This is a genomic window from Bradyrhizobium sp. SPXBL-02, assembly GCF_051853065.1.
Taxonomy (GTDB): domain Bacteria; phylum Pseudomonadota; class Alphaproteobacteria; order Rhizobiales; family Xanthobacteraceae; genus Bradyrhizobium.
In genome coordinates, this window is the sequence record NZ_CP182474.1 from 2,604,525 (window position 1) to 2,619,536 (window position 15,012).

The window sequence follows — 15,012 nt, forward strand, 5'->3', positions numbered from 1 at the left end:
GTGGTCGCGGATGGGAAGGCGGGGATGGGCAAGGTTGATTCGTTCAAGCGTGGTTTGTTGATGGCCTCGGTGTCGACCGGGCTGGCATCGGGCTTGGTGTTTGCGAGCCCTGCCGGGGCCGCGCCGGACGAGGAGACCAACGTCCAGAACCTGCCGCCGGTCGAGATCTCCGCACCACCTCCTGCAACGCGGCGCGCGGCGCCGTCGCGACCGGTTGCGCGCGTGGGGGCGCCGGCATCCGCCGCGCCGAGGACACGGATCTACGTCTATCCGACCTCGCCGGGCATCGGCCGCGGTCTCGACGTCGACAAGGTCCCGTCGGCGATCAATGCCGTCGATGCCAACCAGATCAGGCGCACGGGCTCGCTGAACGTCACGGACGCGCTGCGCGACAACATCGCCGGCGTCAACATCAGCGAAGTCACCGGCAATCCGTTCCAGCCCGACGTCGAATTCCGCGGCTTTGTCGCATCGCCCGTGACCGGCACGCCGCAAGGTCTGGCGGTGTATCAGAACGGCGTCCGCATCAACGAGGCATTCTCGGATGCCGTCAATTGGGACCTGATCCCCACCGCCGCGATCAGGTCGGTGACGCTGGTGACCAACAACCCGGCCTTCGGTCTCAATGCGCTCGGCGGCGCGATCAACTTGCAAATGAAGGACGGCTTCAGCTATCAGGGCGCCGAGCTCGACCTCATGGGCGGCTCGTTCGGCCGCATCCAGGGCTCGGCGCAATGGGGCAAGCAGGTCGATCAGAACTACGCCGTCTATGCCGCGCTCGAAGGACTGCGCGACAACGGCTTCCGCAATTTCTCCCAATCGACGGTGCGGCGCTTCTACGGCGATGTCGGTTACAAGGCCGGCGACAGCGAATTCCACGCCAACATGGGCGTCGCCAAGAACGATTTCGGGGCCAGCGCCACTGTCCCGGCCGAGCTGCTCGACAAATATTGGGGCGCGACCTACACCACCCCGCAGACCACCTCCAATCGCGTCGGCTATCTCAACCTGACCGGCAAGGTCGAGGCGACGCCGACCTGGACGTTCGAAGGCACCGCTCACGTGCGCAGGTACGAGCAGAAGGTGGTCGACGGCAACCCGACCGACGTGCAGGAGTGCGGTGCGGATCCGGCGCTGCTGTGCTTCGGCGATGACACCACCGCGGCGAACGACGCGGGTGGCGCGCAACTCGCCAATCCCTTCGCGCCGGGAACCATCCTCGGCGAGATCGACCGGGGCTCGATCCGTTCGACCACCCTCGGCGTGTCGGGGCAGGCGACCAACACCGATCAGCTGTTCGGGCACGACAACCGCTTCGTGATCGGCGCCACCTACGATGCCAGTGTCACGCGCTACAACGCCACCGCCGAGATCGGCTCGATCGGAGAGAACTACGTCGTCAGCGGCAGCGGCGTCTTCCTGGGCCCGACTCCCACGGCAAACCCGGTCGCCGGCCCCGTCTCGCTGCGGACCGTCAACCAGTACAACGGCCTCTATGCGATGGACACGTTCAACGTCACGGATGCTTTCGCCATCACGGGCGGCGGTCGCTTCAACGTGGCGCGGATCTCGCTGGAGGACCAGCTCGGCACCGCGCTCAACGGCGATCACACCTACACCCGCTTCAACCCGATCATCGGCGGCACCTACAAGATCACGCCCGAGCTGACCGCCTATGCCGGCTATTCCGAGGCCAACCGCGTGCCGACGCCGCTCGAGCTCGGCTGCGCCGATCCCGCCAGGCCCTGCCTGCTCGCGGCGTTTCTGGTCGCGGATCCGCCGTTGAAGCAGGTCGTCTCCAAGACCGTGGAAGCCGGTTTTCGCGGCACCAAGGAGCTGAACATCGGCACGCTCGGATGGAAGGTCGGCGGCTTCCGTGCCACCAATTATGACGACATCGTAGCGGTGCCTGTCGTCGGGCGGACCGGCTTCGGCTATTTCTCCAATGTCGGCCGCACCCGGCGGCAGGGGCTCGAAGCCGAAGTCAGCATCAAGTCGCCCACGCTGCAGGTCCAGGCGAGCTATGCGTTCGTCGATGCGCGCTTCCTTGATCCGCTCGAGCTCGGCTCGGAGAGCCCGTTCAGAGACCCTGCCACCGACACCATCCAGGTCAGGCCCGGCAACCAGATCCCCGCGATCCCGCGCCACCGCGTCAAGGTCGGTGTCGACTACGCCGTGACCGACGTCTGGAAGGTCGGCGGCAACGCGCTGTTCGTCTCCAGCCAATATCTCGTCGGCGACGAGTCGAACCAGTTCGCGAAACTGCCGTCCTACACGGTGTTCAATCTCAACACCTCCTACCAGGTGACGAAGAACATCCAGCTCTATGGCCGTGTCGACAACATCTTCGACAAGCGCTACGCGACCTACGGACAATTCTTCGATACCGGGGCCTTGCCCAACTTCACCAACGGCGGCAATGCCTTCACCGACCCGCGCTCGCTCAGCCCGGCACGGCCGCGCGCGTTCTACGCGGGGATGCGGGTGACGTTCTAGATATTTTGGAGCGTCCTCTCTTGGATGGCCGTCTATGTCGACGACAGGCCCGCGAAACCCTCGCCTTCACTCCACCTTCACTCGCTCGAGCGGCGCCGCAGCGACGCTCGCCTGCTCCCGGCCTTTGGCCACTCCCACGCGTTGGCGTCGGTGCACGAGATACTGATCTCCGAGCACGCCGATCAGGATGACCGTTCCCATCACCGCGAAATTGAGCGAGCTCGGAATGCCCAGCAGGTTGACCAGATTCTGCAGCACCTGGAGCAGCACGGTGCCGAGCACGACACCGATGATCGAGCCTTCGCCGCCGCGCAAGGAGCAGCCGCCGAGCACGGCGGCTGCGATGGCGTAGAGCTCGTAGAACGAGCCGTGCACGGCGGGGGAAATCGAACGGGTATACATCGCGATCAGGATTGCCGAAAACGCTGTCAGCCCGCCACAGATGACATAGGCCGAGACGATCACGCGGCTGGTGCGAATGCCGGAATAGCGTGCCGCTTCCTCGTTCTTGCCGACGGCAAAGAGATAGCGGCCGAACACCGAGCGGTGAAGCACCACCCAGGCGATCACCGCCACCACGGCGAGCGCCACCACGCTGTGCGGCAGCGGGAATCCGAGCACGTTGGTGCGGCCCGCGGCGAGCCATTCCAGCATCGGAAAGCTCGCGCCGAAGCCGAAGCCCGCCGTCGCGTCCTCGGTGTAATAGCGCGCCGCGCCGCGATAGATCAGGAGGCCGCACAGGGTTACCACGAAAGGCTGGATCCGCATCCGGGTCGCCAGCGTGCCATGGACGAGGCCGATCACGAGCCCGGCCGCGACGATCATCGCGAGGGCTACCACCCAGTTGACGTCGTGATTGACGATGAGGTCGATGAACAGGACGCCCAGCAGTGCGATCACCGAACCGACCGACAGCTCGATCCCGCCGATGATGATGATGAAGGCTTCCGCGATGGAGAAGATGCCGAACAGCCCGATCTGGTTGGCGGTGTTGGAGAGATTGCCCACGAACAGGAATCTCGGATTGATCAGGGCGACGACGGTCCCGACCACCAGAATCAGAACGAGAAGGCTCAGGTCTTTCTTGCTCAAGGTCCCTCCGCCGCGATTGTGTGGCCAACGGCAAGCTGCAGCACATTGTGCTCACTGAACTGGCTGCGATCAAGGAAGCCCGAGATCGCGCCCTCATGCATGACCGCGAGGCGGTCGCTGACGCCGATCACCTCCTCCATGTCGCTGGAGATCATCAGGATCGCCACGCCGGCATCGGTCAGGCGGCGCAGCATGCCGTAGATCTCCTGCTTGGCTCCGACATCGACCCCGCGCGTCGGCTCGTCGACAATCAGCACCTTCGGCTGCATCGATAGCCATTTGGCGAGCACGACCTTCTGCTGGTTGCCGCCCGACAAAGAGCCGACGGCGGTCTTGACGTCGGGCGCGCGGATCTTGAGGCGCTCGCGCTGACGCACCGCATTCTCGTTCTCGCGCGCGCTATCCACCAGCCAGAAGCGCATATAGGACGCCAGATCTGGCAGCGAGATGTTTTCGGTGATCGAGACGTCGAGCAGCAGGCCCGCGCCCTTGCGGTCCTCCGGAACAAGATAGATGCCTTGCTCGATGGCGGCCCGCGGGCTTGCGATCCGGATCGGCTCGCCATCGAGTCGTATCGCGCCGCCGCGCAATCGGTCGATGCCGAAGAGGGCGCGCGCGAGCTCCGTGCGGCCGGACCCGACGAGACCGGCAAGTCCGAGGATCTCGCCGCGGCGGACCGACAGGCTCACGGCGCGGCCGGGATAGGTGTCGGTGACCGCATCGACGATATCGAGCACGCTGTCGCCGGGTGGCGCGGCCGGCGGAACGTAGAGCGATTTCAGGTCGCGGCCGATCATCAGGCGGATCATCGCCGCCGGAGAGAGTTCCGCACGTGTCAGTGCGCCGACCACGCGCCCGTCGCGCAGCACGACCGCGCGGTCGGCGCACTGCATCACTTCGTTGAGCCGATGCGTGATGAAGATGACGCTGACTCCGTGGGCTCTCAGGCCGGCCACGGTCCGCATCAGGCGGTCCGTCTCGGCGAGCGTCAGGCTCGAGGTCGGCTCGTCCATGATGACGAGACGAGCATCGAGCGAAAGCGCCTTCATGATCTCGACGAGCTGGCGCTGCGCCAGCGACAGCTCGGCGAGCGGCGCATCGGCCGCGAAATCGCAGCCGAGCCGCTCCAGCAGCGGCGCGACACCGGCATACATCCGTTTGCGGTCGATAAGCCGCAAGGGCCCGCCGTGCACAGGCTCGCGGCCGATGAAGACGTTGCCGGCGACGTCAAGATTGTCGAAGAGGTTCAGTTCCTGATGGACGAAGGCGATGCCCGCCTTGATCGCGTCCGCCACGGTGAGCGAGCCTCGCGCGACGCCGTCGACAAGGATGACGCCGCCGCTCGGCTCCACGACCCCGCCGAGCACGCGCATCAGCGTCGACTTGCCGGCGCCGTTCTCGCCGATCAGCGCAACGACCTCGCCGGGCGACACCTGGAGACCGACGTGGTCGAGGGCGACCACGCCTGGATAGCTCTTGCTGATGTCGACCAGCTCGAGGAACGGTTCTGGCATGGTAGGCTGCGCGGCGGGCAGCGCGGATATCTCCTACTTTTTCAGCATCTGCTTCATCGAGGCCATGAACTCGTCGACATTCGCCTTTTCGATGACCTTGCCGGGCACGATGATGATGCCGTTGGCCGGAATGCCGGACTTGTTGCCGCCGATGTAGTTCGCCATCAGCTTCATGCCCTGATAGCCCCACTCGAACGGCTGCTGCACCACCGTGCCGACGATGCTGCCTTCCTTGACGCCGCCGAGCGTGATCGGATCCTCGTCAAAGCCGATGATCTTGATCTTGTCGAGCTTGCCGGCCTCCTTGAGCACCTCGTAGATCCGCGGCGTATTGTAGGAGTAGAAGCCGACGAGGCAGCTCACATCGGGCATGGCCGCGAGGATGTCCTCGACATTGCGCTTGGCGCGGGTCTGGTCGATCTCGTCGCCGCGAACGTCGACGAGCTCGACCTTCGAGCCCTTGATCGTCTCCTTTACGCCTTCGATGCGCTCGCGCGCATTGTCGGCGCCGGGCAGGCCGACGAAGCCGACGCATTTGCCGCCGTTCGGCAGCGCCTTGACCATCAGCTTTCCTGCCTCCTTGCCGAGGTCGGTGTTGGAAGAGCCGATATAGGCCACGCGCTTGGATTGCGGCGCGTCGCTGTCGGTGGTGAACAGCACCGTCTGGGACGCAACCTTGTTGAGGTGCTCGGTCTGGTTCTTCGGATCGACCGCGCTGACCATGATGCCGGCGGCACCGGCGGCGACGAGGTCGTCCATCACGCGCTGCTGCACGGCGGCCGCAGCCTGTTCCGGATATTTGAACTGGAGCTCGTAGTTGGGCAACTCGCCCTGCGCCTTCTTCATCCCGGCCTCGGCGATCTTCCAGAAGTCGGATGCGCCATTGACGACGAAGGCCAGAACCTTCTTGTCCGCCGCATCGGCCGAGCCGAACCCCGCTGCAATCGCGAAGGCAATAGACGCACCTGCAACCAAGAGACGCTGCATATCATCCTCCCTAAGGCGGTCGGCCGTTTTCGATGGCCAACTCTGCTTGAGCCCAGATTGGGCGCATGCCTCACCCCCGGCGGCGCGGCAATCGGCCGCCACCCGCATCGTTGCGGCAGAGGCGGGTCACCGACCCGGCCGGCGAGGTGAAATGAGGCACGTACCTCAAGCTAGCAGAAGCCCGCGGGGCGCGCAATTGGAAGCGACGGTCCGGACGCCAATCTCGGCGCTGAGGTGATGTCGTGCCTCACGAGATGAGGCGGCATGCGCTCGCCAATGGCTCACCACATGCAAAATCAGACTGCGTTATCAAGTAGGTCCGCGCTCGGTCGGCCCGGCACGGCCAAGGGCATTCGACGCTGGGACGCGGGTGACGTTCTGAGTTGCAGCAGGCGCTGACGCCTCCTCCTCCCAAAGGAGGAGAAGGCAGCGCAGCGTCCACTCGGCTCAGTAGTCCCAGAACACCGGCACCCAGCGGAAGGCGTCGCCATCCGCCGCGACCCGTCCGACCGACGGGAACGGCAGGTGCGTGGCCACCAGCATCTCGCCAGTCTTGGCAAGCTCCCGCAGAAGACGGGTACGCACGCGCGCAGCCTCCTCGGGATCGTGTTCGAAACCGTTGTGCCAGTCGGGCTGGTCGAACCCGACGGCGAACACGGCGTCGCCGGCAAACGTCAGCGCCTCGCCGCCGGACGCGATGCGAACCACGCTGTGCCCGGGAGTGTGACCGCCGGTGCGCCGTGCGACGACGCCCGGCGCAACCTCGTGCGCCTCATCGAACGGCCTGAGCTGACTGCCATAGGCTTTCACGAACTGCTTGGCGGTCGCCCGCAGCGCATCGGGGAAGCCCTGAGGCATGTTGGTGTGAGAGAAATCAGGTGCTTCCCAGAACTTGACCTCCGCCGCCGCGACGTGGATCCGCAGGTCGGGGCGCAGCCGCTGCTTCACACCGTCGACGAGCAGCCCGCCGATGTGGTCCATGTGCATGTGGGTGAGCACCAGATCGGTCACGGAGGAAAGATCGATGCCGGCGGCCTCCAGTCGCTTGATCAACTGCCCGGCCCGCGGCAAGTGCAAGTTCGGGTCGGAGCCGAGGCCGGCGTCAATGAGAATGGTCTTGCCGCCGCTTCGCACCATGACCGCATTCAGTGCCCAGTCGAAAGCATCAGGCGGCAGGAACATGTCACGCAGCCAGGCCGCACGCTCGGCCGGGGCGGCATTGTGCGCCAACATGGTGGTCGGCAGCGGCAGAACGCCGTCGCTGACCACGAGCACGTCGATCTCACCGATCTTGAGCGCGTAGCGCGACGGCACGAGCTCTTCGGGTTTCGCGGCGTATGAGGTGTTGTGGAGGTTCATGTTGTTCTCCTGTTTCATGCTGCTGGCTGATCTTGTTGATCAGGCCGCGCAGCCAGGGAGCACGGCCGTCATGGTGTCGTGCGTTAGAGGCTGGTCACGCGTTCCGGATCAGCGGAGGCGAGCGCGGCGGCGCGTTCGGCCTTCGGCGGATAGATCCAGACGGTGTTGATCTCTTGCTTGGTCTTCTTGGCGACGTCGCCGACCATCTCGACCTTGCGCTCCCAGCCGCGCGTGAACAGTGCGCCGGCTTCGCCGAGATCGAGACAGGTGACGTAGGCCTTCTGGTGGTACGGCCTGGTCGGAACGCCGAGCAGTTCGGCGGCGGCATTGTTGCCCGCAAAGGCGCCCATCCGCGTGGCGTGCTGGCACGACATCAGCGCGTAATTGCCCTCGTCGTCGCAGGCGGCACGGGCCGCATCGCCGGTTGCGAAGACGCCCTCGACGCCTGGCACCCGCAAACAGGGGTCGACCAGCAACCGGCCGAAATTGTCGCGCTCGGCGGGAATCTGCGTCGTCAAAGGGGCCGCACGAATCCCCGCCGCCCAGATCACGGTCTCGGTTTCGATGTGTTCACCGTTGGACAAGGTCACGCCGGACGCATCGAGCGAGGCCACCCCGGCGCCAAGGCGGGTTTCCACGCCGAGCTTCTGGAGTGCGCTCTCGATGACCGGCCGCGGACCTTCGCCCATGTCGGGTGCAATCGCGCTGTTGCGCTCGACGATGATGACGCGGGTCTTTGCACCCGGTCCGAGGACGGCACGAAGCCGCGCCGGCATTTCGGTGGCCGCCTCGATGCCGGTGAAGCCGCCGCCGGCGACGACGACCGTGTCGCGTCCGTTCACGGCCGGCCGCTTGGCGAGGCCATGCAGGTGCCTGTCGAGCGCAATCGCATCGTCGAGCGAATCGACGCTGAAGCCGTGCTCGGCGAGGCCCGGAATGTTCGGGCGGAACAGCCGGCTGCCGGTGGCGACCACGAGGCAATCGTAAGAGAGCATCTTCTTGGTGCCCTTCGCCGTGGCGATCCTCACCACGCGGGATTGGGTTTCCACCGTGTCGACGCTGCCCTGAACATGGGTGACGTCGATCGCCTTGAGCACATCGAGCAGCGGTGCCGTCAAGGTTTCGGGATGTTGTTCGTATAGCCGCGGGCGGACGACCAGCGTCGGCTCGGGCGCGACCAGCGCGATTTCGAGTTCGTCGGGCGAGACTCCCTGGATGTCACGCAGGCGGGCAGCGGATAGAGCGGCATACATGCCGGCGAAGCCGGCGCCGATGATGACTAGTCGCATTGGTGGTCTCCTCTGGTTGATCTTCCTGGACACGACGGCGCGTTGCCGCCGCGGCTACGGGTTCGCGGCAGGCTCTGTTGCGGTCAGCAACGGCGCCAAGGGTTGAAGCGGACTTGCGCGCGCTTAATGGAGGGGGCAGCCGGACGACTGCGAGCTCTGCGGCCAGCCCTGACGAAAGACGATGGAGGGCGGCTTGCGGCCCCAGTCCTGATGGAGAAGGCGGGGCCCGTCCCCGGTCACGACAGACAGCGCCGGATGAGCGCGTTGTATGTCGGCCTCGTCACCGGCGGCTGACGTGAAGCGGACAGTCAGCGAAAGGCCGTACACGATTGCGGTCGCCAGACCCTTGCGTGATGAAGTGGTTGCCAGCCGCTGGACGACATCTTTCCAGATCATCATCTGTCTCCGTCGTGGGATTGGACATGATGATGGTCTAACCGATCGGGTGTGCCGCTGCCCCAGCGCGATTGCTGTCGCTATCGAGCGATTGCTGCTAGCGCATGCGCCTGCGCCAATCGCTCGGCGTCTCGCCGGTGAGCTTCCGGAACGCCGCCGCGAACGCCGTCTGCGAGGAATAGCCGAGCGCGGCAGCGATCGAGACGATCGGCTCGTCGCTCTCCCGCAGCTTGTGCATGGCCTGCTCGAGCCGGTGTTGGCGCAGCCAGGCGTGGGGCGAGAGCCCGGTGCTCTCCTTGAAGGCGCGGCAGAAGTGGAAGCGCGAGAGGCCGGCATCGGATGCCAGCGCATCGAGCGAGACGTCCGCATCGCCGTCCGAGCGCAACCGTTCGATCGCGCGGAGCAGGACCTTCGGCGCCAGCCCGCCCATGGCCGGTTGGAACGTGGCCCGCGTGCCTGTGTGCGCCGCCAGGACGCGGGTAGCGAGAAGATCCGTCACCTGATGCCGGAACAGCGCATCCAGGACCCCGTTGCCTTCGAGTGCATCCGCTGCGCTCAACAGCAGTCTCGATGTGATGGGGTCAGGGTGCGCCGTCCGCTCCAGCAGGTCGGTCGACCCTGCGATTCCGGCTTCGCCGGCGACGCGCTTCAGTGTCGCATTCGGAAGGTAGAGTTGAACGACATCGACCGGCTTCGGAATGTCCCATCGGGAGCTCGATCCTTCCGGAATGATGATCACGACTCCGGGGCGAAACGTCCCGATCGAAACCGATTTTCCCGTCCGGCGCTCCATGCGCTGTATCACGCCGTTATACGCCATGATCACGTGGTGGCTCATGGGCTCGACGACGTCGTGCAATGGGTCGTGATTCCAGTGCGCGATGCCGGCGCCGGAGGCGTCCAAGGCCATGCGGGTCGGTTCGGTCCTGAGCACCCGCGCCATCTCCGATCCGGCGGCGCGCCGCTCGGAAATCGCGACATCGGCGGGGTGTGCGCCAGGGACGGGTGGCCGGCCATTGGGCGAGGGATTGTGCCTGGATGCGGTGCTCCCGGTCATTGCGTGGCTCCTTCCGATCGCCTGCTGCCTGAGATCAGGGGTCCGTACTTGTACGGGTTGGCGCGGGTTCTATGCGGGGCCGAGGCACCGGGTCTTGCCCGAAACGGTTGTGCTTTGCCTGATCCTGCTCCAGCCGAGCGCGCGGTTTCAAAGGCACGCTGGATGACGGCGGGCGATCGTTGCAGGCCCGCGGGCGAAGGTCGGCGGCGCGGGCCTCTTAACCGGTCAGAAACCATAGCAAATGATCTGAAAACTTTAACGAAACTGCTTGATCGTCTGTGCGTCGATGTGTCGGAGGGCCCGTCCGATGACAGAGCACCAGTTGAGAGAGCAGGAATTTTTGATCGCGCGATACCGGCATCTGGAGCGCGAGGTGACCGACCCGCTTGCCGTGCATCTGCTTCACAGCATCATCGAGGAGCTCGAGGCCGAGCTGCGCAAGGAAAGACCGGATTGGCACGGGCCCGGTCATTAACCGTTTGTTGGCGCTAATGATGCCAATTGTCGGCGTGGGAATACCAGGGGAGGCTGCTCCCATGTTGAAGGACGGCACCTACGCGGCTTGGTACAAGACGCCGATCGACCAGGGTACCGGGATCGTCCATGTCGCAGACGGCCAGATCTGGGGCCGTGACAGCCTGATGACCTATCACGGCACCTGCCAGGTCGATGGAGATCGCTTCACCGCTATCGTGTCGACGAGGCGCCATACCGACGGTCGCGCCACCGTGTTCGGCAACGATGACGAGCTGACGCTGACGATCGAAGGAAGCTGCCCTGGCAGGATCGCGACCTACACGGCGACGGCACCTCAGGCGCCGGGCATGATCCTCCACGGAACGCTCATCCGCACGGAACAACAGCCGCCCGCACCTGAACCACCAGGGCAGATGCCGGCATTCAATCCCGACAAGCTGCCGAAATTGCCGAAGCGCTCGCGCTGAACGAGGGGCCGCCGCCGCGCCGGTCCGCATTGTACGTGCTGCTTCTTCGGCCCAGCATGACGATCGTGAACTCCGATCCGGCACCGCCACGTGCCAACGGTCGGGCAAATTGTCTCAGGCAGGTTCAGCGGAAATTGTCGCAATCAGGCCTGGATAGGCTTGTATCAATGGTTGCCGATAGATCATAATACAGCCGTTGCGATGGGTGGCAGGTTCGTACGAGGACCAAGCCACGCCGGTTCGATTTTGCGTCCATATGTTTCGATCGTGATTTCGAGGGCATGACCTCGATGGTGTGCGTGCAGGAGCCCGACGCGATTTCAGTGGCGTCGTGGCAAGGGCACAATGAGCTGCTGACCGATTAGCGGGAACGTTGCGAGCCGCCATGGGTGGCCTCGCTTCGACGAATTGCGTGAAGATTTTTTGAACGAGGCGGGCGATGGAAGTTGCTGCGGCTTGTCACCCCAGGGTGGGGGATAATCTCTATTCGCGGGAGATCCGCTTCGGCATCGTGATGTATGGTGGCGTTTCGCTCGCGATCTACATCAACGGAGTTACGAATGAGCTCTACGAGATGGCGTGCGCGACGCCGAAGGAGCATGACGACCTGAATCTTCGCGGGACGCGCGAGGTCTACCGAAAGGCGTCATGGCTGTTGCGCGACGAGAACTTGCGCGCCCGCTATCTCGAGCATCTGACCATCGGCGGGCGTGACCCGTTCGCCGACATGGCCACTCTGCCGACTGGGCAACGCACACGCTTCGTGGTGGATTCGCTCGCGGGCACCTCCGCTGGCGGCATCAACGGCATTTTCCTCGCAAAAGCTCTCGTCAGCGGACAGAAGTTCGCTCCATTGAAGACGTTGTGGATCGAGGAGGGCGATATCAATCGTCTGCTCAACGACGACGCCTCCTACGAGGGGCTGGAGTTCGCCAAGACCGGTTCTGCGCCGCAGTCGCTCCTGAACAGCGATCGGATGTACGTCAAGCTTCTCGATGCCTTCGAGAAAATGGAGAAGGAGAGAGAGGGGAGGGTCGCGCCGACGGCGAGGGGCGAGTCTCAACTGGTCGACGAACTGGATCTGTACGTCACGACGACGGACATTCGAGGCGCAGTCGTGCCGTTGCGGCTGTTCGACAAGGTCGTCTATGAGCAGCGCTACAAGCAGGTCTATCACTTCCAATATGCCGCCGGGGGCGAGAACCATTTCACCGAAAGTTTCGCCCCGTTCCTTGCGTTTGCGGCGCGTTGCACGTCATCCTTCCCATTCGCATTCGAACCGATGTCCGTATCCGACGCGCAGCGCTTGTGCGACGCGCGCCAGACCGTCGGGAGCGTGAATTTCGACGCCTGGAAGCCGTTCTTCACGGGGCTGTCGATCGCGGACCTGGACGGTGACGGTTGGCGCAAGCGCGCGTTCGGCGACGGAGGCTATCTCGACAACAAGCCGTTCAGCTACGTCGTCGATGCGCTGTCATGGCGTCTCGGCAGCCTACCGATGGAACGCAAGCTGATCTATGTCGAGCCGACCCCCGCTCATCCCGAAACCGAGCAGGGAAGCGCGAGCCAAAAACCCGATGCGCTCGCCAATGCGCTCTCGGCCATGCTGACAATCCCGCAGGATGAGACGATCCGCGAGGACATCGAAGCGGTGTTGGCGCGCAACAGGCGCATCGAGCGGGTCGAGCGGATTGTGCGTCAGGTCGAAGTCGACATCGAAGCGCGCAACGATGACCCCTTCGCGCGCATCGTGCTCGACGGGGACGGCAAGGTGCCTGCCTGGCGGTCGCGCGACATGCGCCATATGGTCGATTATTACGGCGTCGCGTTTCTGCCATACCGTCATCTCCGGCTGATGACCGTCACGGACGATATCGCCGATCGATTGGCCGTCTGGTGGGGCATCGACCGCCGCTCCGACCAATTTTACGCGTTGCGCGCATTGGCGCGAGCCTGGCGCGAGGAGAATTTCTACGAATACGAGAAAGACGCCAAGGGTCGTACCGAGTCGGTCAACGCCTTTCTGGACGATTACGACGTCAAGTATCGCCTCAGGCGCACCGGGTTTATCCTGCGCAAGGTGCATCAGCTTCGAAGTCTTTTCATCAAGCCGGAGCTGCCTGGCGCCGGGAACGCCTGGTCGGATGCTGAAACACATCTCATGGAACGGTGGGACAGGCACGTGTCCCACCGGCGAATGGACACGCTGGCGCTCCTCGCTGCGTTGAACAGCCTCGCCGGCGGGCTCGGAGAAGCCATCGCCCAGCTCCGTTGCGTGACCTGGCAGTTGAAGCCCCCGGAGAACGGGTGCAGGTCGGCATGTCATGAAGAATTGATCCAGACGCTTCGTGTGATTCTTGGCCAGAAGCCGGATCCCAAATTGAAGGCGTTGACGACCAAGTCCGGTACGCCCGTGCCGCTTCCGAGCGACCTGCCGCCTCCGAGTCCGCTGCGGACGCTTCAGGAGAACGTCTTCGCCAACGCCAAGATGCTCCTCCAATATACGAGGGCCGTCGAGACGCAGCTTCAGGTCGCGCTCGAGGGCGACATTCGCGCGTTGAAAGACGGTTACGCCCCGGTGATCGGCATGGCGCCGCGCGGCCAGATGCCGCTTCCCCAGGCCCTGCTTGGAAACCCGGAGCTTCATGCCTGCGAGGAGAGCGACGAAGGCGGCCCCAAGGTCCGCGTCGCGGTCGCCAAGGTGGCCTTGCCAGAGGACGTCGATGCGCTCAACACCCCGGAGGGGACGGCGCTCCGCGAATTCCTGGCCGAATATTTCATGAGGTTCGACGAGTACGATCAGGCGAGCTTCCCGCTCTACTACGATACAGGTACCGGCGAGCCTTCGACCGTCGAGATCGTTCGGGTCAGCCCGGAGGATGCCACCAGCCTGATCGACGAACGCAATGGCCTGCGACACAAGCTCGCCGGCGTTGCCGTGCTTCACTTCGGCGCCTTTCTCGACGAGCAGTGGCGGCGCAACGACATCATGTGGGGCCGGCTGGACGGTTGCGAGCGGATACTGGCAACGCTGTTTCCTGCCGCCGAGGACAAGGTGATCAGAGACGCTCTCCTCAAGGAGGCGCAATGTACGATCATACGCGAGGAGATGAAGCCGGATAGTTACGACCAATTGGTTGACGGCTTCACAAAGGCGCTGGCGGAGCAGAAGAATGAAACGCTCGAAGGCGCCTTCGATGCCTTATGGCAAAAACTGGCGCTGACCGCGGGCGGACAGCGCCGCACGCAGATCGCTCAGGCGCTGAAAGAGGTGCTGGGCGACCAGGGCATGCTCAACTATGTGCGCGAGTACTACAACGTCAACCGCAGGCCCAGCACCGAGGTCGCGCTGCGGACCGGCTCACGCGCCTTGACCATTACCGGACAGATCCTCGAGCAGGCGGAACAGCACCGTCGGGGACAGCGAAGCTGGATGATGTGGGTCACAAGGGCCGGTCGCGCGGTTCAGACCCTGCTCACGATCTCGACGCCGGGCAGCCTTGGTCGAGCCGTGTTCTGCTACTGGCTCGGGCTGCTGTACGTTGTGGAGCTCCTGTTCTTCGGCGTTACCGCGTTGATCGGGGCGTCGGGTGCTCGCAATGTCAGCCTGATTGCTTTGGCGATCACGGCGGCCGTTCACCTGTCGATCACGATGCTGGGAGACTTCATCGCTCGGCAGGAAAAGTGGGCCAGGTGGGTGCGGTTGATCAAGGGAGGCACTCTCGGACTTGCCGTCATGGCCGGCCTGCTCATCTTCTTCGGCGTGATGGCGTTTGCCAATGGCGGTTTCGCCGGAATCAATTGTCCGGACGGACATAACGTGTTCGGCTCAGCCTTCGATCTGTTCTGTAGACCGAAGACCGGTTCATGATCCTGAT

The 15,012-nt window shown here is 64.3% G+C and carries 11 protein-coding genes; 4 read left to right on the plus strand and 7 right to left on the minus strand.

Features of this window, described 5'->3' with window-relative positions; translation table 11 throughout:
* The first annotated feature begins 24 nt into the window (after positions 1 to 24).
* Entirely contained in the window at positions 25 to 2,496 is a 2,472-nt protein-coding gene (locus ACNJYD_RS11765; protein ID WP_439366469.1) for a TonB-dependent receptor, read from the plus strand.
* A 66-nt stretch (positions 2,497 to 2,562) separates the two neighbouring features.
* Here the strand turns inward: ACNJYD_RS11765 and ACNJYD_RS11770 are convergent, their stop codons facing one another.
* From ACNJYD_RS11770 to ACNJYD_RS11800, 7 genes are all read right to left on the minus strand, one after another.
* On the minus strand, positions 2,563 to 3,588 hold the full coding sequence (locus tag ACNJYD_RS11770; RefSeq protein ID WP_172785554.1) for an ABC transporter permease: 1,026 nt from the start codon (positions 3,586 to 3,588) through the stop codon (positions 2,563 to 2,565).
* The gene (locus ACNJYD_RS11775; protein WP_439366470.1) at positions 3,585 to 5,102 is read right to left on the minus strand and encodes a sugar ABC transporter ATP-binding protein; all 1,518 of its coding nucleotides are present in this window, start codon (positions 5,100 to 5,102) and stop codon (positions 3,585 to 3,587) included. The genes ACNJYD_RS11770 and ACNJYD_RS11775 overlap by 4 nt, the downstream gene beginning before the upstream one ends.
* A gap of 33 nt (positions 5,103 to 5,135) precedes the next feature.
* Positions 5,136 to 6,089 carry a sugar-binding protein gene (locus ACNJYD_RS11780; RefSeq protein ID WP_172785552.1) on the minus strand — a complete coding sequence of 318 codons (954 nt, stop codon included), beginning with the start codon at positions 6,087 to 6,089 and terminating at the stop codon, positions 5,136 to 5,138.
* A gap of 447 nt (positions 6,090 to 6,536) precedes the next feature.
* The gene (locus ACNJYD_RS11785; RefSeq protein ID WP_439366471.1) at positions 6,537 to 7,448 is read right to left on the minus strand and encodes an MBL fold metallo-hydrolase; all 912 of its coding nucleotides are present in this window, start codon (positions 7,446 to 7,448) and stop codon (positions 6,537 to 6,539) included.
* Positions 7,449 to 7,531: 83 nt separating this feature from the next.
* Complete coding sequence (locus tag ACNJYD_RS11790) at positions 7,532 to 8,737, minus strand: NAD(P)/FAD-dependent oxidoreductase (RefSeq protein ID WP_439366472.1); 1,206 nt, start codon at positions 8,735 to 8,737, stop codon at positions 7,532 to 7,534.
* Between the two features lie 123 nt (positions 8,738 to 8,860).
* Positions 8,861 to 9,133, minus strand: coding sequence for a hypothetical protein (locus tag ACNJYD_RS11795; protein ID WP_172785549.1), 273 nt, complete (start codon positions 9,131 to 9,133; stop codon positions 8,861 to 8,863).
* A 97-nt stretch (positions 9,134 to 9,230) separates the two neighbouring features.
* Positions 9,231 to 10,190: a helix-turn-helix domain-containing protein gene (locus ACNJYD_RS11800; RefSeq protein ID WP_439366473.1), complete on the minus strand. Its 960-nt coding sequence runs from the start codon at positions 10,188 to 10,190 to the stop codon at positions 9,231 to 9,233.
* Between the two features lie 307 nt (positions 10,191 to 10,497).
* On the opposite strand from ACNJYD_RS11800, the gene ACNJYD_RS11805 reads away from it, so the two are divergent.
* The 3 genes from ACNJYD_RS11805 (at position 10,498) to ACNJYD_RS11815 (ending at position 15,005) form a co-directional block, all read left to right on the plus strand.
* Positions 10,498 to 10,665, plus strand: coding sequence for a hypothetical protein (locus tag ACNJYD_RS11805; RefSeq protein ID WP_172785547.1), 168 nt, complete (start codon positions 10,498 to 10,500; stop codon positions 10,663 to 10,665).
* Between the two features lie 61 nt (positions 10,666 to 10,726).
* The gene (locus ACNJYD_RS11810; protein ID WP_172785546.1) at positions 10,727 to 11,134 is read left to right on the plus strand and encodes a hypothetical protein; all 408 of its coding nucleotides are present in this window, start codon (positions 10,727 to 10,729) and stop codon (positions 11,132 to 11,134) included.
* 439 nt (positions 11,135 to 11,573) lie between these two features.
* Entirely contained in the window at positions 11,574 to 15,005 is a 3,432-nt protein-coding gene (locus tag ACNJYD_RS11815) for a patatin-like protein (protein ID WP_439366474.1), read from the plus strand.
* The last annotated feature ends 7 nt before the right edge of the window (positions 15,006 to 15,012 follow it).

Bases quoted from the DNA above. Each gene is read 5' to 3' on its own strand.
- ACNJYD_RS11775 (WP_439366470.1), bottom strand. From the start codon at position 5,102: ATGCCAGAACCGTTCCTCGAGCTGGTCGACATCAGCAAGAGCTATCCA.
- ACNJYD_RS11815 (WP_439366474.1), top strand. From the start codon at position 11,574: ATGGAAGTTGCTGCGGCTTGTCACCCCAGGGTGGGGGATAATCTCTAT.
- ACNJYD_RS11805 (WP_172785547.1), top strand. From the start codon at position 10,498: ATGACAGAGCACCAGTTGAGAGAGCAGGAATTTTTGATCGCGCGATAC.
- ACNJYD_RS11810 (WP_172785546.1), top strand. From the start codon at position 10,727: ATGTTGAAGGACGGCACCTACGCGGCTTGGTACAAGACGCCGATCGAC.
- ACNJYD_RS11800 (WP_439366473.1), bottom strand. From the start codon at position 10,190: ATGACCGGGAGCACCGCATCCAGGCACAATCCCTCGCCCAATGGCCGG.
- ACNJYD_RS11780 (WP_172785552.1), bottom strand. From the start codon at position 6,089: ATGCAGCGTCTCTTGGTTGCAGGTGCGTCTATTGCCTTCGCGATTGCA.
- ACNJYD_RS11765 (WP_439366469.1), top strand. From the start codon at position 25: ATGGGCAAGGTTGATTCGTTCAAGCGTGGTTTGTTGATGGCCTCGGTG.
- ACNJYD_RS11790 (WP_439366472.1), bottom strand. From the start codon at position 8,737: ATGCGACTAGTCATCATCGGCGCCGGCTTCGCCGGCATGTATGCCGCT.
- ACNJYD_RS11795 (WP_172785549.1), bottom strand. From the start codon at position 9,133: ATGATCTGGAAAGATGTCGTCCAGCGGCTGGCAACCACTTCATCACGC.
- ACNJYD_RS11785 (WP_439366471.1), bottom strand. From the start codon at position 7,448: ATGAACCTCCACAACACCTCATACGCCGCGAAACCCGAAGAGCTCGTG.